The following is a 22,906-nucleotide window of genomic DNA, read 5'->3' as shown; positions in this document are numbered from 1 at the left end:
CATTAGAACGGTCTTGGTTCTTCTCTTCTGCTGTTTTCTTTCTTGATAATATTGCTGACAACTACCCACATTATCAGTGCCAACACTGCGAAAATTAAAATAGCAACAAATGAAGAGTCATAAGCACCGCCGGATTTTTCTACCAAGCTGCTGCTGATGGTTGGTCCGATAATCGCTGCCGGAACCAAGTTGAACATGCCAACACCAAAGTTTACAGCAAAGTACTTCGGTCCGTAATATTTCTGAATCAATGTAGAACAGATGGTCGGGTTCGCTCCGTACGAAAGACCCATCGCTAAAAGTCCTACCAGAATCAGAATCATGGAACCGGTCTTTGCTCCCAGGAGCAGTGCGATGCCCCCTACAAACATGAAGATAATATCCACCATCATAGCAGTTTTTCCGTTGGTTTTATCGTAAATGCCGCCGACAATCACACGACCTGCGCCATTAAATACAGATACTACCATACCTACGATAGCCGGTGCACCGAATGCCACAGCGATAGACGCGGCGCTGTTGATGACCATCAGACCGCCCACACTAATCAGCACACACCAAAGCAGGAAGCACCAGAAAGAAGCAGTTTTCATAACACTTCCAATAGGGTCTCCATAAAGTTCTTTTGCCTGTCCACCGCCTGCAGGTGCCTCCGGCACTTTAATAAAGAAAGAGCCAACTCCCAAAACTACGAATATCATAATACCCAAAATCATAAAAGTGGTAAAAATCCCTTTGGAAGCAATCAGGCTGGTTGCAACGCTTCCAAGAATCAGCGCACCAAGACCGAATCCCATCATCATAATACCGCTGCAAAGACCTGGCTTATCTGGGAACCACTTATTCATGGTGCCGATTACACAATTATAGGTAAGACCTACGCCGCTTCCACCGAAAAATCCATAAAAAATATACAGCATAATCAAGCTGGAAGAAGAGTTTTCCGGATTCAGACGAGATACACCAAAAAATCCAATCAGCAGACAGACTGCAGATAGCAGGATAATCAGCTGCGGTTTGAACCTGGCTGCCAGTTTACCAGCAACAAATCCGCCCACGCAGAAGAAGACCATAGAGATAGTAAAAGTCATAGAAAGCTGTGACAGTGACCAATCTGTATAAACTTCGCTAAAAGGCGTTCTAAACAGTGACCAGCCATAGATAAGGCCACAGAAAATTAACAGCAATGTACCCACACACAGATACAACCATCGTTTGTTACTTGTCATTGAACGATTCTCCTTTTCTTTGAATTGAATTTGCGGTATCCTGGTCTGCCTTAGAGAAAAAAAGCGGATGAAATAAAGGCTATTCCACCCGCCGTCCCTCAGACAAACGCTTTATACCTAATGTATTTATAACTATTTTATAGATTTTCAAACAAAAAGTCAAGCAATATTCTTATACACTGGTGTTTTTCCGATTTATTCGCCAAAAACACACCAGACAAAGCAGAATTTGTACCCTAGAGGACGCCGGCGTTGCAAGTCCGATAGAAAACAGTGCTGCGCCGATGACTTCAACCTCCTTTGCATCTGCAAAAATCCCTGCCATGATTTCACCATGAAAAAATGAAAAATATCCCATAAAAATACCTGCAAGCAGAGAAGTTGCAATTCCCCATGCCAATGCCTTTTTTGCTCTGTCCAGTTTTTTTGCACCCACATTCTGTGCTACAAAGGCAGACATAGACTGCATATATGAGGAAGGCACCAGCATGACGAAGCCGCAGAGTTTTTCGGCAATTCCAAGTCCCGCCGAGGCAATAAGTCCCATTCCGTTGACAATAGCTAAAATCACCAAAAAAGATATACTCACTAAAAAGTCCTGCAGTGCAATAGGCGCACCCAGAGTCAAAATACGCTTTACCATAACTGGATTCATCGTGATTTTATCCTTGCTTAGCTTAAACGGAAGCTTTTTCCTCTTTATAATTCCCAGAGAAATCATCACACTAACAGCCTGCGCCAGTATGGTTGCGACAGCCGCACCCGATACTCCCATTTTCAAAACGGCCACAAAAAACAGATCTCCGCAAATATTAAACACACAAGCAATAGCAACTGTAATAAGTGGCATTTTTGAATCTCCAATTCCCCTAAAGATACTGCCAATTACGTTATATGCTACAATAAAAATACTGCCTGCGCTGCAGATTCTGATATAATATACTGTAAAATCAAAAGCCTCTTGCGACGCTTGCATGAGTTTTGCCACAGGTGCTGCAAAACCTACCATTACAGCTGTCATTATCAATGCAATCAGCGTAAACAAACAGATACCGCTTCCGATGACAGAACCAGCTTCTTCCGTTTTTCCCTCTCCGATTTTCTGTCCTGCAGAAATAGTGCAAGCAGCACTGGAAAGGCAAACCGCAAAAGCGCTGGTAAGATTGATCCATTTATAAAACTTCTTTCTTCCTTACGCATAACGCCTCCTTTCTAAAAATCACACAACTTACAATCAAGTTGTAAGGGGCTAACCTGTTACTCATTACTCGTTTCAATAAATAATAATTAAATCGCTAGCGCCTATTATTCCGTAAAAATGGGTGGTTCGCTCGAACCACCCATTTTATTTATGCTGCTGTTTTCTTTTAGGATCTCTTTTTTCTAATTCCATATACTGTGCCGCAAAGTCCAAGGACTGCTGCGCCAAGCACTGCAAGCCATGTCAGCATATTTGCTGTATCGCCTGTTCTTGGAATCCACCAAGGCAGTTCATCTGTATCTGCCGGTTCATTCTCGTTCAAAATATCCTTGATTTCGCTCGGGTCTTTGATATTCTTATCTGGTTTCCCGTCTCCATCTGTATCGATATTGGTATCTGGCTTGCCGTCTCCGTCCGTATCTACATTCAGATCCGGAATACCGTCGCCATCGGTGTCGATATTGATATCCGGAATGCCGTCGCCATCGGTGTCGATATTGATATCCGGTTTGCCGTCCCCATTGGTATCTACATTTACATCCGGTTTGCCATCTCCATTGGTGTCGATGTTGATATCTGGCTTGCCGTCTCCGTTAGTGTCGATATCCACATCTGGTTTGCCATCTCCATCTGTATCCTTGTTGATATCCGGTTTACCGTCTCCATTGGTATCTACATTTACATCTGGTTTGCCATCTCCGTTAGTGTCGATATCTAAATCTGGTTTACCATCTCCATCTGTGTCCTTGTTGATGTCTGGTTTACCGTCTCCATCTGTATCGATGTCCACATCCGGTTTACCATCTCCATCGGTATCCTTGTTGATGTCTGGTTTGCCATCTCCATTGGTATCTACATTCACATCCGGTTTGCCGTCTCCATTGGTGTCGATGTCCACATCCGGTTTGCCATCTCCATCTGTATCCTTGTTGATATCCGGTTTACCGTCTCCGTCTGTGTCGATGTCTACATCAGGTTTACCGTCCCCATCGGTGTCGATGTTGATGTCCGGCTTATCATCTCCGTCTGTGTCGATGTTGATGTCTGGAAATCCATCATCGTCGGTATCAATGTTAATATCTGGAATCCCATCATCGTTAGTATCTTTATTGATGTCCGGATCCAGAATCGTCGGCTTGATGATATTATAATTGATGTCAATAGTACATTTATTTCCATTTTCGTCGGTTACAGTCACGCTGACAACATACTTACCCGGTACAGAAAAGTCAATCGGATTAGTTTTCAAATCAATTGGATTACCATCTTTATCATAAACTTTAATGTCTTCGGCTGCTGCCTGAATCGGCTTTCTATCGTCACCTGTTCCCTCCATCAGCGGATAGCCTGCCTTACTGGTAAAGACGTATCTGTCATTAATCAGCTTAACAAAATAATCAACATCTGCTTTTGGTTTATCTTTGCTTACCTTTTCATTAATTCTGTCTTTAAAAAATCCATGAATTGGCCAGGTATCCGGCTGATCTGGATCAACGTTTGGATCTGGATTCTTCGGATCCGGTTCGATTCGCTCTGACCCTACAATCACCAGTTTGTTGCCATCTACTTTTTCATCATCTTTCAAATCGTCTTTGTCCTTGGTTATGACTGGCACTGGAGAATTGATGAATGGGAACTTGGATACGATTTCATCCAATGTCGGCGGCTTCGGGTTATCTCCAGGCGCCGCATCAGGATCTTCCCATGCAACCAGCTGTGCTTTTGTCGCGTTTTCAAAGTAATTGGTTCCCTGCACATATTCCGCAGTCACAACAAAATCTCCCGAATCAAGCTCCGGTACTGCCGGATATTTATCTTTTTCAAAGTCAAATGTCTTTGTAATGCTGCACACATTTCCAGTCACCGTCAGCTCATCTGCACTGGTCTTACTCAAATCAATCGGAGCACCTACCTTTACGCCGTTGATATAGAACTGTACCAATCCAGTCGGCGCTTTACAAGTCGCCTTGGTTCCATCGCCCGGCTGTACGGTTGCCTTCAGCTGCACCTTCTTAATTTTTCCGTAATTCAATTTATCAGAAGGATCATCCAGATTCTGCTCAATGGCATAAGTTGCCTGTACCTTGGACGGTACTTTTTCAATGATTGCCCAGCCTGTTGCTCTGTGACCCCAGTAACTTTCCGCAAATTTGCCCTCTGCATACTGCGTAGAAGTTACGGTCAGCTTATAGATTCCTGCATCAGTTGGCATCACATTGTTGCCCGCCATTTCCTGTTCCGGTTCAATCGCCTCGCCATCTTTTTTATCATAGCGCTGCACCTTAATCTTTACTTTCGTGCTGTCGCTTAACGTTTTCGCAATTTCCTCATCCGTTGTAATGGGATCATTTTCCCAATCATAACTCTCAAAAGCAATTCCATCGTACTTTTTACTCAGTGTTTTCGTCCATTTTTCTGGTAAATCAAAATCGATATATCGTTTCAACGTTGGCGTTTTGCCTTCTTCTACCTTTGGAATAAACAACGGGTCAACTGGCTTCGGCTTCCCATCTTTGTCTTCTACACCCAGTTTTACCGTAATTTCCTTCCCTACCGCGGTAGATGGCAGCCACAGATATAAGTTACCATCATCAAAACGTCCCGGAGAGCCGTAATCATACTTTTCACCGCCAATGAGCAGTTCCCAACCATAGACATAATCGTCAGTAATCCCTTCTGCAGACAAGTTGACTTTGGTCATAAATACTTTATTTTTTTCATTGGTGTAGTCTTCGCTGCCCCATGCTGTATCTCCAATTCCCTGGAATTTATTGGTACTTGCGCAGCGTACAGAGCCGCCGCTGATTACAACGTGACCACCTGCACCGCCTAAGTCCTTATAACTGCTGTTGGATACAGGCAGCAGGGTGCCGCCGGTCACTTTAATCGTGCAGCCCTTTGCGGTCGTTCCGCAGGCAGCACCAAACGCGTTGCCGTGACCGCCTCCGGTAGATTTTAAATATCCACCATTAATAACAATATCTCCACAGTTCCCTGTACCGGTTGCCGCTGTAGATACTTCTGTCTGTGCTGCGCCTCTCTGTCTGGTATTCGTATTGCCGGCACTCCATCCCGCACCGATACCAGCGCCATGATAGGCACCTGTCGCATCAATCTTGGCAGAGTTAAAAATCATTAAGCCGCCCTTTGGTCCCATATCAGGGGAGCCTCTAACCTTGCCTGCACCAGTTCCAATGCCAGAACCGCCGCCTTGTGCGCATTCACCGGAACCATAAGAACACTTAGCAGTAATGTCACCACCGTTAAAAATCATAGTGCCCGCATTTTCCTGCGGTCCAGTTCCAATGCCAGCAGAAGAATCTCCACCGGAAGCAACTAATTTTCCTCGTTTCGCACTGTTCAGTTTGCTCAGCGGATCACCCTTCTTCAGCTTTTGACCGTTCATCAAAGTTACATCTGCACCAATGACACCGTTTTCTGGTGTAATCATATTGCCTGCACTGTCTCTGTTCAAAACACTGTCATCAATAATCAGCGTAGAACCCTCTCCACAGTGTAACGCCGCCGTCGCATTGGTCGATGCATTCAGCGTATTGGTGGTATCGTCTGCCAGCGTAATATGACACTGGGTCGGCGTCATGAGATTGAACGGCGCATAGCCGGTAATATTGACGCCTGCCAGCGTAATATCCGCTTGAATATTAGGGCAGATTTCAATGGTCTGCGCTGTTGCAGCCGCAACATTTTTGTTTTTAATCGTCAGCGGCGTATTCGTCTTTACCTGCAGTACCTTTCTTCCGCTGATATCCGCAAGTTCATAGTCTTCTCCCTCTTTGCCGCCAGACACTAAAAAAGCGCCTACTTCTTTTTCCTCTGTAGGATCGTCGCTTGCTTCATCCGCCAATGCCATTGAGCGCATGACAGAATTTGCTTCTTCTGTAGGATCTTCTTCGACAGGTTCTTCATCTGTCGACACGTCTCCGTCAGTAGGTGCATCCGCATCCGGTGGATCGAGTGGGTCATCGCCAACCACTAAATCGCCTTCCACGCTGAGTTCTCCACCTACTATGACATCGCCCCCTATCTCCATGCTTTCGATTCTGCCTGCAGGTGCGTCAACCGCATAGGACTGACCCCCCCCCCAGCAATTTTTCGGAAGAAAGCAATCCTCCGCTAAACGCAGAGATTGCAAAAAACATGCATAACAATAGAGCTAATGTCTTCTTGTTAAAAGGTTTCACTGGTTTGCCTCCTTTTCGTTCTAAATTTCTAGCTCAGTCTGTTTGTCTAAACTTCAGAGTTTTATTACAAAAACGACAATACAAAGCACTGTCTCCTTTATCACACCTGAGACACGTACTTCCAATATCAATTTTTCAATAAACACTTCTAAAGATTTCCCTTTATTATACTACGTTCTGACAAACTGTGTCAAGAAAATCACTAATTCCGCTTAATTTTAATTCGTATTTTGAACCCAGTATTTGTTAGCTGTGTTTTCCATATTAAAATCCAAAATAATATAGAATTAATAATATTGACACCAGACATATATGTTGATATACTAATTATATCAAAGTTTTATCGTAGTTTTCAAAAGTGCATTAAAATTTTTCAGAATGACAGAAAATGAAGTTTTTTATAATTACTACGCATAAAACAAGGCGGTTATAGCTATTTGACAAAGAAATAGGAGCCAGCATATGAATCAGAAAAAAAGTATAAAATCCGGCGATGCATCAGTTATCATGGAAGCGTTGGAAGAACGTGCATTTTTCAGAAAATCCGCCAAAGAAGAAGTCGCTGCGTGGGCTGAGCGGAAGGCACAGCAACCGCCTATTCCACCAGAAGTTCAGAAAGCAGAAGAGCAGAAAGCCCTTCGAAAGGGAAAAGTCATGTTGGCATGCTTTGGCGTAGCAGTACTTGGGCTGATTTTATTTTTCATGAGATATGTGTGATATCTCTGGTAAATTCTTAAAATTCATTTTAAAAATAGGAGGTACGCCTTATGAAGGTAATGAAAACGCCGAAGGATATGGCATAATGAAGAAGCGGTCCGTAGAAAGCGGCAAGAAAATGGTATGAAAACGAAAAAAGAAGCCGCCTTTAACGGAAGAAGAGGTGCAGGAAAAAATGCTCCGTGAACGCCGCAAAGGATTTTCAATTGCTATCGGACTCAGCACCGCTTTTGTGGCAATCTTAGTTTTCTTTTTAATTGTAGATACTGATACTATTATGTTTATTTAGTTCGCCCTTTTTTTAGGGCGAATTTTTATTTGCAACAGTAATTCAACCACGAATCCGCCCCTTTGCTCTTATTTTAGGGATAGAAAGGGCAGATTTAGGATTTTTACTTTAAAAACGCAGGAGTTTTTTCAGAAACTCCTGCGTCATCAATTTACATATTTATTTGAATGCTTCCTGTACAGCTACCGCTACAGCCACGCTGGCGCCAACCATCGGGTTATTTCCCATACCTAAAAATCCCATCATTTCAACATGTGCAGGTACTGAAGAAGAGCCTGCAAACTGTGCATCAGAGTGCATTCTTCCCATAGTATCTGTCATGCCGTAGGAAGAAGGACCTGCTGCCATATTGTCCGGGTGCAGAGTTCTGCCTGTACCACCGCCGGAAGCAACAGAGAAGTACTTCTTTCCTTCAAGGACTCTTTCCTTCTTGTAAGTGCCTGCAACCGGGTGCTGGAACCTGGTTGGATTGGTGGAGTTACCAGTGATGGACACGTCCACATTTTCGTGGTGCATAATTGCTACGCCTTCCCTTACATCAAAAGCGCCGTAGCATTTTACTTTCGCTCTGTCCCCCTTGGAGTACGGTGTTTCTTTGACAACCTTCAGCTCCCCAGTAAAGAAATCAAAGTCTGTCTGCACATAGGTAAAGCCGTTGATTCTGGAAATAATCAGCGCCGCGTCCTTGCCAAGACCATTTAAAATTACTCGCAAAGGTTTTGTTCTGACTTTGTTGGCGGAATTTGCAATACCGATTGCGCCTTCTGCCGCCGCAAAGGATTCATGACCTGCAAGGAATGCAAAGCACTCGGTTTCCTCACTGAGCAGCATAGACGCCAGATTGCCGTGACCGATTCCGACCTTTCTGTCGTCCGCTACAGAGCCAGGAATGCAAAATGCCTGCAGGCCTTCTCCGATTGCCTTTGCCGCCTCTGCCGCGGTTACAGCTCCCTTTTTCATTGCGATAGCTGCACCAAGGACATATGCCCAGCAGGCGTCCTCAAAGCAGATAGGCTGAATTCCCTTTACGATTTCGTAAGGATCGAAACCCCTATCGGTACACATTTTACGGGCTTCCTCCAAATCCTTGATTCCATATTCTTTCATCGCCGCTTCAATTCCGGCGATTCTTCTATCGTAGTTTTCAAATAATTCCATCCCGGCACCTCCTATTCCTTACGCGGATCAATCTTCTTGACAGCTTCGTTAAATCTGCCGTAAACCCCGCTGGCTTTCTCGATAGCTTCCATTGGATCCACACCACTTTTGATAAAGTCCATCATACGACCGATGTTTACATACTTATAGCCGATGATATTGTTATCCTCATCAAGACCTTCCTCTAAAATGTATCCTTCTGCCAGCTCCAGATATCTAGGACCCTTTGCCGCAGTGGAATAAATAGTGCCAACCTGGCTTCTGGTGCCTTTACCCAGGTCTTCAAGTCCTGCACCGACAGCAAGTCCGCCTTCTGAAAAAGCAGACTGACTTCTTCCATATACAATCTGTAAAAACAGTTCTCTCATCGCCGTATTTATTGCGTCACAGACAAGGTCTGTGTTTAATGCCTCTAAGATTGTTTTTCCGACCAGAATTTCTCCTGCCATGGCTGCAGAATGAGTCATGCCGGAACATCCCAGCGTCTCAATCAGAGCTTCCTGGATTATGCCGTCCTTAACGTTGAGGGTTAATTTGCATGCACCCTGTTGCGGCGCACACCAGCCGACACCATGTGTCAATCCTGAGATATCTGCAATTTCTTTTGCCTGCACCCATCTGCCTTCTTCGGGAATAGGCGCTGGTCCGTGATTTGCATCTCTTCCAACGATACACATATTCTCGACTTCTTTTGTATAAATCATCTTCTACCTCCACTTAAGTTTCGTTACTTCTTTTAGTATATCATCGGCAGCGCATTTATTCAACTGGTTTTAACTGTATCTTCGACGATGATGAAGGTCAATCCCCCTAAATCACAAAGAAATTTTTCTGTTATGATGACTTAATGTAAAAAAGGGTCAATTGCCAAGGTGAATTCCAGTTTGCCTAAGTAAATGTCAGGTACGCAAGAGTGGAGGATGTAAAAAGCTATGGAAAGTAGTGAAATTGATGCCAGAATAGGGTAAAATAGTGTTAATGCAGGGAAATTCGGGCATAACAAAAAGCCGTCAGCATTCATATTTTTATTTTTGCCAGAGTGAATTCTGCCGGCTGATGGTCTTGTGAAACTAGCGATATATCCCGGTAATCCATTAAAAATTAAAGTTCTAGCAGTTCATCGTGTTTTACGTAGCATTTGCGTTCTTCGCACCATAAAGGCTGGGTGTCTGGTCCTTTCCAGCTGTCCCATGGACCGGCGGAATAGCCGTATTCCAGACGGTAGGCTTGCAGATAATTTAACTGCCAGCCGTCGCTGTCCAGATACTCCCATGGATTGGATTCAATCTCATGACCAGAGCGAACCCAGTTGCGAAGCATGTAACGTTCGCTGCGTGTCATGGGAACAACATCTTCCATTTCATGGAGTGCACAAAGGTTGAACTGATAGTCGATGGATTGTTTATCGTAAATGGTTCGTCTTTTCACAGGGATGCACCTCCTTTTCTAAAGATGGAAGACTTCAGGGTAACTTCTTTGGAAGGAATTCTGCGGCAGCCGAGAAGGTGAAGGGTTTCGGCACCGAAAAAGAATGCAAACATTTCGTGAGGGCATTTGTTGCTTAGGCTTTCCCTGCAGTAAGAATTAATATGATGCATCATGAGTGAAATATCCTCTTGGCAAAGGTGGTCGAAAGAAGTACCTTTCGGCAGGAAATAGCGGATAAACTCGTGATTGCGCTCAATGGATCCTTTCTGCCATGAAGCCTGCGGATCGCAGTAATAGACTGCGGTACGCTTTTTACCGGAAGGATCTTTTTCAATGGCTAGAGGATTGGAAAATTCACTGCCGTTATCGGTAAGGATTAGCGGAAAGAGGTGGCGAAACCGTTCTGATCCCAAAAGGTCATACAGTTTTTTAAAGACATCTGTGACGGATCTGGAATCATTGTAGTCACGCAGAAAGGCCAGCATGAATTCTGCTTTGACAAAATGAATGGTTAGAAGGACTTTGCCGCCTTTCTTTCCTTCAACGGAATCCATTTGGACAACAGGATAGTTTGGATGCTCTTCCATAAATTTTTTAAAATCCTCAAAGGTTCTGCCTTCGCGGCATTTACGGTCGACTTTGAAAGTCTTTTTCTTTTTCCGCGATTTGAAACGGACTTTCCTTGGAAGGTCAAGATTCTTTGCGGAAATCAGTCCGGCATCAATGATTCGGTAAAGGGAGCGTTCGCTAATCATCAGGGAATCGGTATTGGTTACACAGATATGATGAAGGGATTGTCCCTGACGGATTAGCGGAGAGACAATGCGGTCGAAATGCTGCAGCTCTTCTTCGGAAAAGGTAAAGCCTTTGCGGGATTCAGTCAGTTTGCTGCGGTATTCTTTGTCAGCTTGCTTGGCACGGTAAAAATGTTTTTCTAAAGTGCAGTGGGGTCTTGTTTTACAGCCATTACACACGTAGGGTGGCTTGTCCAGTTTTGGGCAGCTGTAAGCTTCAAAATCAGGACAGAAACGACTGCACATACCGCAACTCCTACAGAAGCGGTAATTTCTTCCTGCGTTGCAGGGAAAACACAGTCCGCCGACAAGACAGACATTACGTTTGGTGCAGGCATTGTACTTTTTGCGGAATCCGCCAATACGTTCAACCGACAGATGCGAACGGACTTCCTTTGAGATTGTGGAAGGATCCTTGTCAAGGGCGGATGCGATGGCTTTAAATGATGTACTATTGGAAAGCTGGGTTTCGATGACCATGCGGTCAGACAGTGTAAGATGTTTTTGATTTGTCATGATTGTTACCTCCATTGACCGGGATATGTCTTAAGGTAAATATATCATAAAAATGTGAGAAAAGCAGTTTGTCAGAGTAAATTCTATGTAAGTCTTTGCCATTTGAAATTCCAGTGATACGCAGAATTTATTTTGGCAAATAATATAATGTAAAAAAGTTGAAACTTTTTGCTGCCCTTTAGGACTCTATTTATATGAAAACATTTTATCTGGAGGAAGAACAAATCATTATGGACGCAAAAACACAAGCACAAATCGCAGCAAATATCGGATACTTACGCCGCCTTTTCGGCTATACGCAGACTGGACTTGCGAAAGCTCTGGACATGTCAAGATGTACTTATGCCTTACTGGAAAACGGCGAACGGCTTCCTACCGCAGATGTTCTGCTTCTTCTGTCGGATTTTTATCATATCAGTGTAGATACAATTTTACAGCTGGACTCCCAGAAACTTGTCAATGATGTGATTTTCGCAGACCGTTGCAGCAAACAGCAGCGCAATCTGCTGGAGTTGTATAATCAGTTGTCTCCTGAAGGAAAAAGAAAACTGATTACCAGATCCAAACAGCTTATTCTGGAAGAAGATATCGGCGAAGTCCCATCCTATCGCACCGCTTTATAGAAGAACGCCTGCAAACACAAAGAATATAGCCTGTGCAATGCGCACAGGCTATATTCCAACCTATAACATAATACTATATGGATCGTTTGTCCACAATCAGAATTTATCATATCTAATCTGTAGAAGTCAATCAAACTTTAGTCCTATTTACTTTTCTATGACCGCTTTTCTCTGCGGCATCCTGCACAAAAGCCGTAAATCACAGAATTTTTACACTGTAGCTGAAATCCGTGATCCTTTGCAACATGGCTCGCAATCTCTTCCATAAAGTGACAGTCCAGATGCTCAACAACACCACATGCCACACACTTCAGATGTAAATGCTCATCGCATTTGTGAGTCCGTTCTACATATTGATAGGTCGCCTTTGTACTCTCGCCATTCGCCTGAGGCATATATTTGATTAAATTTCCGTCAGCTTCTAATTTTTCCAGATAACGATAAATAGTCGTTACGTTAACCGGATGATTTGCCGACTGCATATGGGCATGAATTTCACTGACACTGACGGGCCTTTGCCCCGACTCTTTCAGATAGGACAAAATCCCAGCCCTGGCCCCTGTCTTATATTCTAATCCGCTTCGCCTAGTCATCATTATCCTCCCTATAGGCAAAATTCAATTATGATACCCCAGACTACACTAAAGATGTAAAGCACCGCTGCAATAGTCATATTTTCGCGTAAATGTCTATTTTCTTTAAAGAGCACTAAAAGCCCCATGCCTGCACTGACTAAAAGTCCACTGAACATCGGCCCTGCACCGATGATGCCATCCAAATAAAGCTGTGTAATCACCACTGACGCCGCACAGTTTGGAATCAGCCCCACAAGGGCGGAAACCGCCTGCCCAAGTACTGGCACATTGGAAAAAATCCTGTATAGATTCCCCTCTCCGACTAGCTCAATGGCGCCTCCAATTGCGACAGAAATCAAGAAAAGGAAAAAGAAAACTTTTACAGTATGCAGCACTGCATCAGCCAGCACGCCTGTGCCGCAATGACATGGCTCCGCAGGCAGTTCGAACTCAGAAGAAACCTTATTTCTTCGCGCCATAAATCCAAACAATATCTCTGCTAAAAAACCACTAATCATGGCAATGATAACCTTGGTCAGCAGAATCTTTACAATAACAGTTCCCGGCACTTTTTGCGAAATCAAAATCGGCAGCATTTCGTCCGAGGTTGACATATAAATCGCAATCAGCGTGCCAAAAGTCAGCACTCTATTCATATAGAAATACGAGGCTGCGGTAGAAAAGCCGCATTGCGGAAATGCTCCCAGAAGGCTTCCCCAGACAGGTCCGAACTTTCCGGCTCTCTGAATCATGCCTCTGGCGTGGCTGCCAGTTGCTCGTTCCAAAATTCCCATGACAAGATAAGTCAAAAAAAGAAACGGTATCAACCGTAAACTATCCATTAGTGCGTCTAGTAAAACTTCTGTCATATGCTCCTCTTTCAATTTAAATTTGCAACTCATTTGCATTTTATATTATAGCACCCCGCTATGCCAAAAGTCAAGGCATAAAAACAGCACACACCATGGCAATCATGGGTGTGCCGCATTTATCATTACAATTGTCCCAATATAGTATCCACCACAGCCGTTGCTACCTGGTCTTTTCCCATCAGTTCCAGCTGCCGTACTTCATCTTTTGTAATCAGTGTCACCAGATTGGTGTCAGTGCCAAATCCTGCACCGTCATCCTTCAGGTTGTTTGCCACAATCATATCTGCATTCTTGCGAAGCAGCTTTGCCTTAGAATTTTCCAGCATATTCTCTGTCTCCATAGAAAAACCGCAGAGAAACTGTCCATCCCTCTTATGTTCACCAAGGTGCTTCAAAATGTCCTGCGTCCTTTTCATCGGAATAGACAAATCGCCATCCTTTTTCTTTACCTTCTGATCACTGACATTGATCGGGGTATAGTCACTGACCGCAGCAGCTTTAATGATGATATCCATCTCTGCACTTCGCGAAACCACCGCTTCAAACATATCTGCTGCGCTTTCTACAGAAACTGTATCTATAAACATAGGCGGCACCGCTGTGGTCGCTGCCTTTACCAAAGTCACCTCTGCACCTCTGAGCATACATTCCTTTGCAATAGCAAAGCCCATCTTTCCGCTGGAATGATTGGTGATAAACCGAACTGGATCCATGGACTCTCTGGTAGCCCCTGCCGTTACCAGTACTTTCTTTCCGACCATGTCCTTTTCTCTTGCAACAGCCTTCTCAACATACTGAAACAGCACCTCAGGCTCTGGCATTTTTCCGCTGCCCGTATCACCGCAGGCCAGGTAACCAGTGGCAGGTGTAATCACTTCAATGCCATAATGCTGCAAAATCTTTATATTGTCCTGTGTGATTGCATTCTCGTACATCGCCGTATTCATCGCCGGTGCTACAATCTTCGGGCAGGTTGACGCCAAAAAAGTGGTAGTCAGCATATCGTCTGCAAGACCGTGCGCTAACTTCGCCATCACGTTAGCAGTTGCTGGCGCCACCAGAAACACGTCAGCCTTCTTTGCCAGTGCCACATGTTCTACATTGTGCTGAAAATTTCTATCGAATGTATCCACAACGCATTTATTTCCTGTCAGCGTCTCAAAGGTGATAGGATTGATGAAATTGCACGCATGTGCAGTCATAATCACATGCACCTCTGCCCCTGCCTTTACCAAACTGCTGGCAAGCGCTGCGCACTTATACGCTGCGATGCCGCCGCTGACACCTAAGAGAACGGTTTTATCTTTTAGCATAGTTTTCTCCTTAAGATACTCGTAGTTTTCCTTATCAGTATACGCCATACCCTCAGAAAAAACAAGAAGAAAGAACCTCCGATTGTCGATGATTTGTCAATTATCCGTTGCTACAGTCCCATTACGCCCAGTCAGAATGGGCAATTCGTTCTTACAATCCTTTCGCCTTCAAATCCTTCACTAATTCCACATAAAATTCTCGCACATCAAAGCCGGGAATATTTTCTCTGTTCAAATCAATCACATCGCCATGGGATACGCCGCGTTTGCCCTCCGCCTGAATTTCAATGCACCGGCTTCCCCATTTCATGGATTCAACCGATACCAGTCCGTCATTGGCTCCGTCAAAAAGTTTCACAAAGCGGTAGGTCAAGTTCAATGGAAACTTTCCGTATCCGGCTCTGTTCATTTTCGATGCCACACTTTGGCAGTAAATTCCATACTCCTGCACTGCCGCTTGCTCCGGTTCACGCATCTTCTCATTAAGAGCCTTGCAGCCACTTTCTGTGAGGTCAATAACAGCCGCTAGAAAATCCGGGTTCGGATCGCCCAGATATTTGACTGTCTGGTTATAGGTCTTTGCAATTTTTCCCCTAACCTTTTCCGGCACATGATAAAACAGCCACTCTGCGAATTTACAGCCGCAATGCGGCGTATTGATAGTAGTCAATGATGCAATTCGCGGCGCCGCTCCGCACATCGCAAGCGCATATCTGCTGTCCAAACCGCCTTTTGAATGTCCTATGATATTAACCTTTTCTGCTCCAGTCTTCTGGCAGATTTCTTCAATTCTTGCCGCAATCTCTTCTCCGCAGTCCGCTACTGAATCCGCCGACTGCTGTTTTCCATAAAAAATTTTCGCACCATTTCTTTGCAGTTCTCTCGGAATCCTGCCCCAGTAGTTCAGATATTTAAAGTCCCTGAAAAACACGCCATGCACCAAAAGCAGCGGATATTTTGTATGACAAACTTCGCTCTCTGCCCTCACTCGGTTCAGCTCAGCTTTCTCTGTTTCTGTTTCCACCTCTCGCTGTACAAGGTTAATTAGTTTCAACAAAACCAGCAGATTTACCACCGGAATTAATCCGGTAAAGGCGGCAACCAGCCTCCATTTCATGCCCAGCTGCGTAGATGTTAGATAAATCCGTATCATGCCGCACCAGAACAAAAGAGTCTCTATCCCTGCGCAAATCAGACCTATCGGTATTACTGTCCACCAGCCGGGCCAGGCGGTCAAAATCCAGCTGAATCCAATGAGGCAACACGCTGCAGAAGTCCATAAGAACACGCGCAGCTGCACCGTTCCGCAATACATCTGTCTGATGATTCGACTCTCAAACTCGCTCTTGCCTCGCCTCGGCACGCCAAGAGGCACTATGATAAACCAGATAGCAGCCAGTATCGGCAAAAATATAATAATGTAATATAATTTTTCCATAACCGAAGTCCTCTTTCTTTGTTAAAATGTCATTGCTACTATCACATCTATACTTTCGTACAAAGCAGCATTCTTTATATGATTAGAGTTATTTCTATTTCATTATATTATAGTTTTTTGTCATAATAAAGAAATAAATTGTTTTCGCCATGATTTTTCTATGTATTATCCAAATCCGCACCATTTTAGGATAAATATAAGTCAATGGTGCGTTTTTGCATTTCTGCAGTCTCTATGCTGCACCATATGACGCTCCATGAAAGACAATGGTGCGCCAGAAACTATATCGCAGAATAAATTCTTAAATTTTCACCCCATTTTAGGGATTTATATCCATAAACCAACATACATATTCCATAATATTCCATTTAATTCCAGAAATTTCACTTGTTTCAATGCTTAAATAAAAAAACCCGCACCATGAGACCTCATTTCGTCATATATGGTGCGGATGTCGATTTTTTCTCTTGAAAAATGCACCTTTCAGGGTATTTTCAAGAAAAATGGTGCAGAACGATTTTAGTTCGATTTACTCAGCATATGCTGCTGCTTGCCGATAAACATATAAAAGTATAAATATAATCTTAACTTTAAACATACTTTCTCATATACTTCAATGCATTCTTTTCAAGGCGGGATACCTGTGCCTGACTGATGGAGATTTCCTCTGCTACCTCCATCTGAGTCTTTCCTTCAAAAAAACGCATTTGTAAAATGTGCCGCTCTCTCTGAGAGAGTTTATTCATAGCTTCCGACAAGGAAATGTTTTCAATCCAGCGTTCATCGGTATTCTTCGTATCCTGCACCTGATCCATTACAAAAATTGCGTCCCCATCATCGTGGAATACCGGCTCAAAGAGAGAGACCGGTTCCTGAATGGAATCCAGAGCCAGCACTACATCTTCCCGTTCCACCTCAATATCCTCAGCAATCTCTGTAATAGATGGCTCTCTGGAAAGCTCATTAGAAAGCCGCTCCTTCGCCTGCAGCGCCTTGTAGGCAATATCCCGCAAAGAACGGGAAACCCTGATGCTGTTGTTGTCGCGCAAATATCTGCGTACTTCGCCGATAATCATCGGTACAGCATATGTGGAGAACTTCACACCGTGACTCAAATCAAAATTATCCAGCGCTTTAATCAGCCCGATACACCCTACCTGAAACAAATCATCGGGATTTTCACCGCGGTTGTTAAAGCGCTGAATAACGCTTAGAACCAGCCTTAAATTTCCCGTAATAAATTTTTCTCTGACCTGTTCATCTCCCGCTTTGATTGCACGAAGCATTTCCTGCATTTCGGCGTCCTTGTACACCGGAAGCTTTGCCGTATTGACACCGCATATTTCAACCTTATTCGCCATGATTCCACCAGCCTGTTCTATCAAGATTTCCACTTCAATTGAAAAAATCCCTGCCGCACACATATCTGCCGCTAATACTGATTTGCCGAAAATGCAAAAATGCAGCTGTTTCATCAATTAAAGTATGTATTTCCTATTCATAGCTTGCACTGGCAGGTATAAAAAATGCCCAGCAATTTATCCCAGTTTCTGCACCTCTTTCTGCAGCCGCTCAATAATTTTCTTTTCCAGTCTGGAAATATAACTTTGAGAAATTCCCATGGCATCAGCTACTTCCTTTTGGGTCATCTCTTTACCATTTTTCAGACCGAAGCGCATATCCATAATCTGCTTCTCCCGCTCATTTAACTTTGTCATCGCATGATACAAAAGATTCCTGTTTACTTCTTCTTCCAGTCTGGTGCTGACGATATCATTTTCCGTTCCCAGAATATCAGAAAGCAGCAGCTCATTGCCATCCCAATCCACATTGAGAGGTTCGTCAAGAGATACCTCGCTCTTTCGTTTCACATCCCTGCGCAAATACATAAGAATTTCATTTTCAATGCAGCGAGACGCATAGGTGGCTAGCTTTATGTTCTTATCTATTTTAAAAGTATTGACGGCTTTGATTAATCCTATCGTCCCAATCGAAATTAAATCTTCGACATTTATCCCCGCATTTTCAAATTTCTTGGCGATATACACCACCAGACGCAGATTCCGCTCGATAAGTACCGCCCTCGCCTCCTGGCTTCCCTTGGCATACTCCTGCAGCATTTTCTGTTCCTCGTCTCTGGCAAGAGGCGGTGGCAGCACATCGCTTCCCCCTATGTAAAAACACCCGCGTCCCGAAGTTCGAAACACTCTCTGCAAAAATTCCCTGATCGTCCTTAAAATCTGCATAAATACCCCTTTCCAGCATACTTTCCGGCAAAAGTATCTGTCCGTTTCCTTTTCCCCCTGATAAAAATTCTTTTCCCTCGCAAACTGCCAGAACCGGTTTTTTTACAGTCTGCGAAAGAACTGTCAAGGCATCAATTCTATAGCCGTCCAGCACTCCTTTTTCTGTTCCTACGGTGTGGTACGGCACGGCGGTATACCTCGCTTGCGGCATTTCCATGGTCTGCAGCAGTTTTTCCATGACCTCCCTGCGCACCACAGCTACCGGCTTTCCTGTAAACGGCTCAGAAAGAAAATTCCCCGAATCAATAAATCCCGTCAATTCCCAGCTAACCTCTCCCAGCTGCAAAATTACCGCAACTTCCGTCCTCATCTTCCTTCTTCGCTCCTTTACAAGACTTAGTACCAGCCTAATGAAAAGCGCCCCAAAGGATGCTGCCGCCGTTATCGTCATATAGGTTGCAGCCGGCATATATACGCCCCCTGCGGAAACCGCCCCTTCCCAGGAAAACATACCAAGAAAGGCAATAGCTACACCGCCGTAAAGGATTGTCACTGTGAAAAAAAGCGCCCCCAACAGCAGCACCCTTTTCATAGACTTTTTCCCAAAAGCAAGCAGTGAAATCAGTAGCACAAATCCCATTTTCCCAAGAAATCCAAGCAGGGGCGATACTGTTATAAACATAGTAAAGGCATACGCCCCGCAGCACAGACTGCACAAAATCCCCCGCAGAATTTTAAGTGGCTCCCCTGCCGCCTTTGCAGTAAAGTACAGTATAATCCCACCTGTTATAAAGTTCTCTAAAAAAAGATATTCCCCATAAACGACCAATAAAAAACGCCTCCTTCGCCGGTACTTATCAAGTATAGCGAAAAAGGCGTGTAAAATTTGTCAAAATCAGTCGTCAGAGAAAAATATTCTTATATAATCCCCCGCGCACCTAACACAACCAGCGAAATGCCCGCTGCAAAAACCAGAATAAGATAAACCGCCACCATGCATTTTCCCCTGCGGCAACGTTTCATTTCGCGCTCAGCTTCCTGTCTGCGTTCCTCTTCTGTCATAACACTCTCGCGTGCTTTCTGCGCCAGATATTCCTCTGCACCCTTTCTGACAGAAGCCTTAAAAAAAGCATCTTTGTCCATCTTCCTAAATGCATTTTGTATGTATTCCCGCATAATTCCTCCCGTTTACACGCCAATAAATTCTTTACAAAAATTGATAAATTCCCCAAAACCAGCCACAATGCCATATAGAATCTCCGCCACCATAATAAGCGCAAAGAATGCAAGTATCATCTTTCCGATTTTCCATCTCTTTGAATACTTCATCCCCTATACCTCCCTTAGGTCTGATTCTGCCAACAGCTACATAATCTCCTTTAAAGAAAACGCCAGTAATAGAAGCACTCCAGCAGCAAACAGCACCAAAATCAGCTTCCCTTTGGCCTTTTCCCGGCGCTCATCGTCCTCGATTTCCTCTCTGGAACGGTAGTCATGTTTGCGGCGCTCTACATACTCTGCGACTTCCTTATCAGAGTACTCCTTTGCCGATTTCCAGCGATTTTTCTTCTTTAACTGTTTAATGTACTCTTGCGTTTCCTTGTTGCTCATAGTTCCGCCCTTTCTCCCTCATAAACAATGACCGCCGGACCGCTTAAGTAAAGGTCTTTTACCTTGCCGTCCTCTCTGATTACATCTACGTAAAGAATGCCCCCTGGCATTTCTACCGCCGTGTGGTCGCCGGAAACCAGACCCTTCTCCGATAAAACGGTCACCACAGAGCCGGTTCCCGTTCCGCAGGCATAAGTAAAGTCCTCTACGCCCCGTTCAAAGGTACGTTCAAAAATCGTTCCATTCTCTGTGATTTCATAAAAATTCACATTAGCACCCTTGGGCAAATCCGGATGCTCCCGCAGCGCTTTTCCAAGTTCCCAAATCGCCGCAGGTTCCGTCTTTGCAAGACCCGGATACTCCACCACCAGATGAGGGAGTCCCGGATTTCCAAGCTCCACATAGGCAGTATTCCAAACATTACCGAGGGCATTCAAATTCACATCAAGAGCCAGCTTTGTCACATCGTTTAAGCGAATCTGATAATCCATAGCAGAAAGCCTCTTGCCGTACACTGGTCCCGCTGTGGTTTCCACAGTCATGGACTCTCCTGCGATACCCTTTTCATAGCCGTATTTACAGATGCATCTTGCTCCGTTTCCGCACATTTCGCCGATAGAGCCGTCAGCATTGATAAAAATCATGCCGAAGTCGCCCCCTGCTTTGGGCTCTACAACCGCCATCAGACCATCCGCCCCCACCGCCATTGCCCGCGGGCAAAGAGTTCTCGCTATATCGCAAAGGGTTTCCACAGGCAGATTCAAAGTTCTGTTATCAATGATGATAAAGTCGTTGCCTGCACCCTGCATTTTCGTAAATTTCATTCTGCTGCCTCCTCTTTCATTGCCAAATCTTTAAGCTCCGCGAGAGGAATCTCTGCGCCTTCAAGTCTGCGGTTTTCATCACTCCTTACAGAAATTCCAATCTGTTCAACCTTGATATAAACCGTCCGGTTTTCCTTTCCTTTAAACTTTTTAAACTGTCCTGCCATAGTTGCTGTAGTAAAGGACAAGCCTGTCACATCTGACTGCGCTGCCTTCATCACGCTACCGCAAGCCGGACACTTAAAATAGTATTCTCTATCCAAAAGTTTCCACTCATCACGAGTCAGCCACTTCGGATTTTTTTCCTTACAAAATGGACAGATCGTAAAAGTTGTATCGGCAAAACGCTGCGGAATGTCATACATACTTGCCGTGTCACGTTTAAAATTACTCATACGTTTCTCCTTGATTGCAGTATAGCATATGTTTCCTTAGAGTTGCAAGAAAAACTGTTGCTTCACTACATTGAAAGTTTTCTATCATTTCTTCAAAGAAGTTCAATCTCCTAAATAGCAAAATAGGAAAGGCAACCGCAAAGAAAGGATTGTTTCGTTACGGTTGCCCTGTGTTTTACATTTACATTAAAGCTGTTCGTTCATCAGCATATCATCATAAGACTGACGTTTCACTACAATGCGGGACTGTCCGTCGCGGACGAACACCACTGCAGGAATCGGGTTCTTATTGTAATTGCTTGCCATAGAGTATCCATATGCGCCTGTGGAATAAATGGCAAAGATGTCTCCTGTTTCCGGAGTCGGAACCTTTAAGTCATGAATCAGAATATCACCGGATTCGCAGCATTTTCCGCAAACTGTTACAGTTTCAGTTTTTTCAGCGTCTGCCTTGTTTGCGATAACGCCGGTATATTCCGCCTGATAAAGCGCCGGTCTGATATTGTCAGTCATACCGCCGTCAACAGAAACATACTTTCTGATGTCTCTAATATCCTTAATGCTTCCGATGGTATAAAGACTAACTCCGGCTTCAGCAACAATGCTTCTGCCCGGTTCGATGACTACCAGCGGTTTAGGCAGATCTTTTTCTGTAAACCACTGATCAATTCTTTCCATCATTGGGTCAAGGAAATAACTGTACGGCGGTCGTTTCTCATCTACATAAGTCACGCCAAATCCACCGCCCAGATTGAGTTCCTTTACTGTTTCTCCATAGGTATCTTTAATTTTTCCAGCCAGTTCTAAGATGATTTCCAGCGCCTGCAGATGGGAATCATTATCTAAAAGCTGAGAACCCACATGGAAATGCAGTCCATAAAACTCTACATATGGAGAATCGATTGCGGCTTTTATCTGCGGCATAATCACATCGTCATCGAGAGGAATTCCGAATTTGGAATCCTTCTTTCCGGTGACAATATAGTCATGACTGCTGCTTTTCACGCCAGGAGTTACTCGGAAGAGTATTTTGATTGTCTTATCCTTCTCCTTACAGATTTCTTCAATCATTGCAAGTTCAGAAAGTCCGTCTACAATAATTCTTCCAATTCCATACTCGACAGCAAGTTCAAGCTCGCTGCGCAGCTTATTATTTCCATTAAATTCAATGCGTTCAGCAGGAAAACCCGCTTTTATTGCGGTATACAGCTCACCGCCGGATACCACGTCTACACACATATTTTCGTCTTTTACCAGTTTAGCCATTGCCAGAGGGAAAAAAGCCTTTGCCGCATAGGCAACTCTTGTTCCTGGATATTTCTCCACGAAATCTCTGCGCAGTTCGCTAAATCTGTTTACAATATCGCGCTCAGAGTAGACATACAATGGTGTGTCATACTTCTGCGCAAGCTCTACAGTGCTGCATCCATCAATGTATAATGTATGCTCTTTTATTTCTCTCACCATTATCTTGC

General features: G+C 44.2%; 21 protein-coding genes and 1 pseudogene. 2 read left to right on the top strand and 20 right to left on the bottom strand.

All coding sequences use genetic code 11. The annotated features are described in order from the left end of the window. Positions 1-2: 2 nt before the first annotated feature. The 3 genes from V1225_RS07120 to V1225_RS07110 form a co-directional block, all read right to left on the bottom strand. A complete protein-coding gene (locus V1225_RS07120; protein WP_160201577.1) occupies positions 3-1,229 on the bottom strand; it encodes an MFS transporter in 1,227 nt (408 codons plus the stop codon). Between the two features lie 172 nt (positions 1,230-1,401). Continuing rightward, on the bottom strand, positions 1,402-2,346 hold the full coding sequence (locus V1225_RS07115; protein ID WP_251613179.1) for an MATE family efflux transporter: 945 nt from the start codon (positions 2,344-2,346) through the stop codon (positions 1,402-1,404). A 250-nt stretch (positions 2,347-2,596) separates the two neighbouring features. Then, complete coding sequence (locus V1225_RS07110) at positions 2,597-6,481, bottom strand: hypothetical protein (protein WP_251630238.1); 3,885 nt, start codon at positions 6,479-6,481, stop codon at positions 2,597-2,599. A gap of 613 nt (positions 6,482-7,094) precedes the next feature. Here V1225_RS07110 and V1225_RS07105 point away from each other — a divergent pair. Continuing rightward, entirely contained in the window at positions 7,095-7,349 is a 255-nt protein-coding gene (locus V1225_RS07105; protein WP_251630239.1) for a hypothetical protein, read from the top strand. A gap of 448 nt (positions 7,350-7,797) precedes the next feature. Here V1225_RS07105 and V1225_RS07100 read toward each other — a convergent pair whose 3' ends face one another. The 4 genes from V1225_RS07100 to V1225_RS07085 form a co-directional block, all read right to left on the bottom strand. Next, positions 7,798-8,796, bottom strand: coding sequence for a GGGtGRT protein (locus V1225_RS07100; protein ID WP_161908287.1), 999 nt, complete (start codon positions 8,794-8,796; stop codon positions 7,798-7,800). An 11-nt stretch (positions 8,797-8,807) separates the two neighbouring features. Then, positions 8,808-9,500: a hypothetical protein gene (locus tag V1225_RS07095; protein WP_160201575.1), complete on the bottom strand. Its 693-nt coding sequence runs from the start codon at positions 9,498-9,500 to the stop codon at positions 8,808-8,810. 397 nt (positions 9,501-9,897) lie between these two features. Next, on the bottom strand, positions 9,898-10,224 hold the full coding sequence (locus V1225_RS07090) for a hypothetical protein (RefSeq protein WP_251632575.1): 327 nt from the start codon (positions 10,222-10,224) through the stop codon (positions 9,898-9,900). After that, on the bottom strand, positions 10,221-11,534 hold the full coding sequence (locus V1225_RS07085; RefSeq protein WP_338546425.1) for an IS30 family transposase: 1,314 nt from the start codon (positions 11,532-11,534) through the stop codon (positions 10,221-10,223). Before V1225_RS07085 ends, V1225_RS07090 begins: the two co-directional genes overlap by 4 nt. 194 nt (positions 11,535-11,728) lie before the next feature. Between V1225_RS07085 and V1225_RS07080 the strand changes: the two genes are divergently transcribed. Further along, on the top strand, positions 11,729-12,157 hold the full coding sequence (locus tag V1225_RS07080) for a helix-turn-helix transcriptional regulator (RefSeq protein ID WP_161908288.1): 429 nt from the start codon (positions 11,729-11,731) through the stop codon (positions 12,155-12,157). Between the two features lie 155 nt (positions 12,158-12,312). Here the strand turns inward: V1225_RS07080 and V1225_RS07075 are convergent, their stop codons facing one another. The 13 genes and pseudogenes from V1225_RS07075 to lysA all read right to left on the bottom strand — a co-directional run bounded on the left by V1225_RS07075 (position 12,313) and on the right by lysA (position 22,898). Beyond that, positions 12,313-12,753, bottom strand: coding sequence for a transcriptional repressor (locus V1225_RS07075; RefSeq protein ID WP_251630240.1), 441 nt, complete (start codon positions 12,751-12,753; stop codon positions 12,313-12,315). Between the two features lie 8 nt (positions 12,754-12,761). Further along, complete coding sequence (locus V1225_RS07070) at positions 12,762-13,601, bottom strand: putative manganese transporter (protein WP_161908289.1); 840 nt, start codon at positions 13,599-13,601, stop codon at positions 12,762-12,764. Between the two features lie 125 nt (positions 13,602-13,726). Beyond that, positions 13,727-14,917, bottom strand: a complete 1,191-nt coding sequence (gene coaBC / locus V1225_RS07065) for a bifunctional phosphopantothenoylcysteine decarboxylase/phosphopantothenate--cysteine ligase CoaBC (RefSeq protein WP_251630241.1) — start codon at positions 14,915-14,917, stop codon at positions 13,727-13,729. Positions 14,918-15,068: 151 nt separating this feature from the next. Beyond that, positions 15,069-16,355 carry an alpha/beta fold hydrolase gene (locus V1225_RS07060; protein WP_160201571.1) on the bottom strand — a complete coding sequence of 429 codons (1,287 nt, stop codon included), beginning with the start codon at positions 16,353-16,355 and terminating at the stop codon, positions 15,069-15,071. 590 nt (positions 16,356-16,945) lie between these two features. Further along, positions 16,946-17,719, bottom strand: coding sequence for an RNA polymerase sporulation sigma factor SigG (gene sigG, locus V1225_RS07055; protein ID WP_161880230.1), 774 nt, complete (start codon positions 17,717-17,719; stop codon positions 16,946-16,948). Positions 17,720-17,893: 174 nt separating this feature from the next. Then, positions 17,894-18,601: an RNA polymerase sporulation sigma factor SigE gene (sigE, locus tag V1225_RS07050; protein ID WP_160201570.1), complete on the bottom strand. Its 708-nt coding sequence runs from the start codon at positions 18,599-18,601 to the stop codon at positions 17,894-17,896. 82 nt (positions 18,602-18,683) lie between these two features. Then, positions 18,684-19,430: pseudogene (locus V1225_RS07045) on the bottom strand (sigma-E processing peptidase SpoIIGA); the annotation flags it as partial. A gap of 89 nt (positions 19,431-19,519) precedes the next feature. Beyond that, the gene (locus tag V1225_RS07040) at positions 19,520-19,777 is read right to left on the bottom strand and encodes a hypothetical protein (RefSeq protein ID WP_338548098.1); all 258 of its coding nucleotides are present in this window, start codon (positions 19,775-19,777) and stop codon (positions 19,520-19,522) included. A gap of 12 nt (positions 19,778-19,789) precedes the next feature. Continuing rightward, positions 19,790-19,930, bottom strand: a complete 141-nt coding sequence (locus V1225_RS07035) for a hypothetical protein (protein ID WP_338548096.1) — start codon at positions 19,928-19,930, stop codon at positions 19,790-19,792. A gap of 36 nt (positions 19,931-19,966) precedes the next feature. Next, positions 19,967-20,212 carry a hypothetical protein gene (locus V1225_RS07030; RefSeq protein ID WP_251612747.1) on the bottom strand — a complete coding sequence of 82 codons (246 nt, stop codon included), beginning with the start codon at positions 20,210-20,212 and terminating at the stop codon, positions 19,967-19,969. Then, positions 20,209-21,036 (bottom strand): diaminopimelate epimerase, encoded by an 828-nt coding sequence (gene dapF / locus V1225_RS07025; RefSeq protein WP_338548094.1) that lies wholly within the window; start codon positions 21,034-21,036, stop codon positions 20,209-20,211. Before dapF ends, V1225_RS07030 begins: the two co-directional genes overlap by 4 nt. Continuing rightward, positions 21,033-21,431, bottom strand: coding sequence for a hypothetical protein (locus V1225_RS07020; protein WP_251612750.1), 399 nt, complete (start codon positions 21,429-21,431; stop codon positions 21,033-21,035). The genes dapF and V1225_RS07020 overlap by 4 nt, the downstream gene beginning before the upstream one ends. Positions 21,432-21,617: 186 nt before the next feature. Further along, the gene (gene lysA / locus V1225_RS07015) at positions 21,618-22,898 is read right to left on the bottom strand and encodes a diaminopimelate decarboxylase (RefSeq protein ID WP_251612753.1); all 1,281 of its coding nucleotides are present in this window, start codon (positions 22,896-22,898) and stop codon (positions 21,618-21,620) included. Positions 22,899-22,906: the final 8 nt, after the last annotated feature.

This window comes from Emergencia sp. JLR.KK010 (assembly GCF_037018265.1).
Taxonomy (GTDB): Bacteria; Bacillota; Clostridia; order Peptostreptococcales; family Anaerovoracaceae; genus Senimuribacter; species Senimuribacter intestinalis.
Note: the sequence above shows the minus strand (reverse complement) of the source record. Positions and strands in the feature narration are given on the sequence as shown.

Coding starts and splice junctions, on each gene's coding strand:
- V1225_RS07120 (WP_160201577.1), bottom strand. CDS start 1,229: ATGACAAGTAACAAACGATGGTTGTATCTGTGTGTGGGTACATTGCTG.
- V1225_RS07105 (WP_251630239.1), top strand. CDS start 7,095: ATGAATCAGAAAAAAAGTATAAAATCCGGCGATGCATCAGTTATCATG.
- V1225_RS07095 (WP_160201575.1), bottom strand. CDS start 9,500: ATGATTTATACAAAAGAAGTCGAGAATATGTGTATCGTTGGAAGAGAT.
- V1225_RS07030 (WP_251612747.1), bottom strand. CDS start 20,212: ATGAGCAACAAGGAAACGCAAGAGTACATTAAACAGTTAAAGAAGAAA.
- V1225_RS07080 (WP_161908288.1), top strand. CDS start 11,729: ATGAAAACATTTTATCTGGAGGAAGAACAAATCATTATGGACGCAAAA.
- V1225_RS07085 (WP_338546425.1), bottom strand. CDS start 11,534: ATGACAAATCAAAAACATCTTACACTGTCTGACCGCATGGTCATCGAA.
- V1225_RS07060 (WP_160201571.1), bottom strand. CDS start 16,355: ATGGAAAAATTATATTACATTATTATATTTTTGCCGATACTGGCTGCT.
- V1225_RS07035 (WP_338548096.1), bottom strand. CDS start 19,930: ATGAAGTATTCAAAGAGATGGAAAATCGGAAAGATGATACTTGCATTC.
- V1225_RS07020 (WP_251612750.1), bottom strand. CDS start 21,431: ATGAGTAATTTTAAACGTGACACGGCAAGTATGTATGACATTCCGCAG.
- dapF (WP_338548094.1), bottom strand. CDS start 21,036: ATGAAATTTACGAAAATGCAGGGTGCAGGCAACGACTTTATCATCATT.
- coaBC (WP_251630241.1), bottom strand. CDS start 14,917: ATGCTAAAAGATAAAACCGTTCTCTTAGGTGTCAGCGGCGGCATCGCA.
- V1225_RS07075 (WP_251630240.1), bottom strand. CDS start 12,753: ATGATGACTAGGCGAAGCGGATTAGAATATAAGACAGGGGCCAGGGCT.
- lysA (WP_251612753.1), bottom strand. CDS start 22,898: ATGGTGAGAGAAATAAAAGAGCATACATTATACATTGATGGATGCAGC.
- V1225_RS07070 (WP_161908289.1), bottom strand. CDS start 13,601: ATGACAGAAGTTTTACTAGACGCACTAATGGATAGTTTACGGTTGATA.
- sigE (WP_160201570.1), bottom strand. CDS start 18,601: ATGCAGATTTTAAGGACGATCAGGGAATTTTTGCAGAGAGTGTTTCGA.
- V1225_RS07100 (WP_161908287.1), bottom strand. CDS start 8,796: ATGGAATTATTTGAAAACTACGATAGAAGAATCGCCGGAATTGAAGCG.
- V1225_RS07110 (WP_251630238.1), bottom strand. CDS start 6,481: ATGGAGATAGGGGGCGATGTCATAGTAGGTGGAGAACTCAGCGTGGAA.
- V1225_RS07040 (WP_338548098.1), bottom strand. CDS start 19,777: ATGCGGGAATACATACAAAATGCATTTAGGAAGATGGACAAAGATGCT.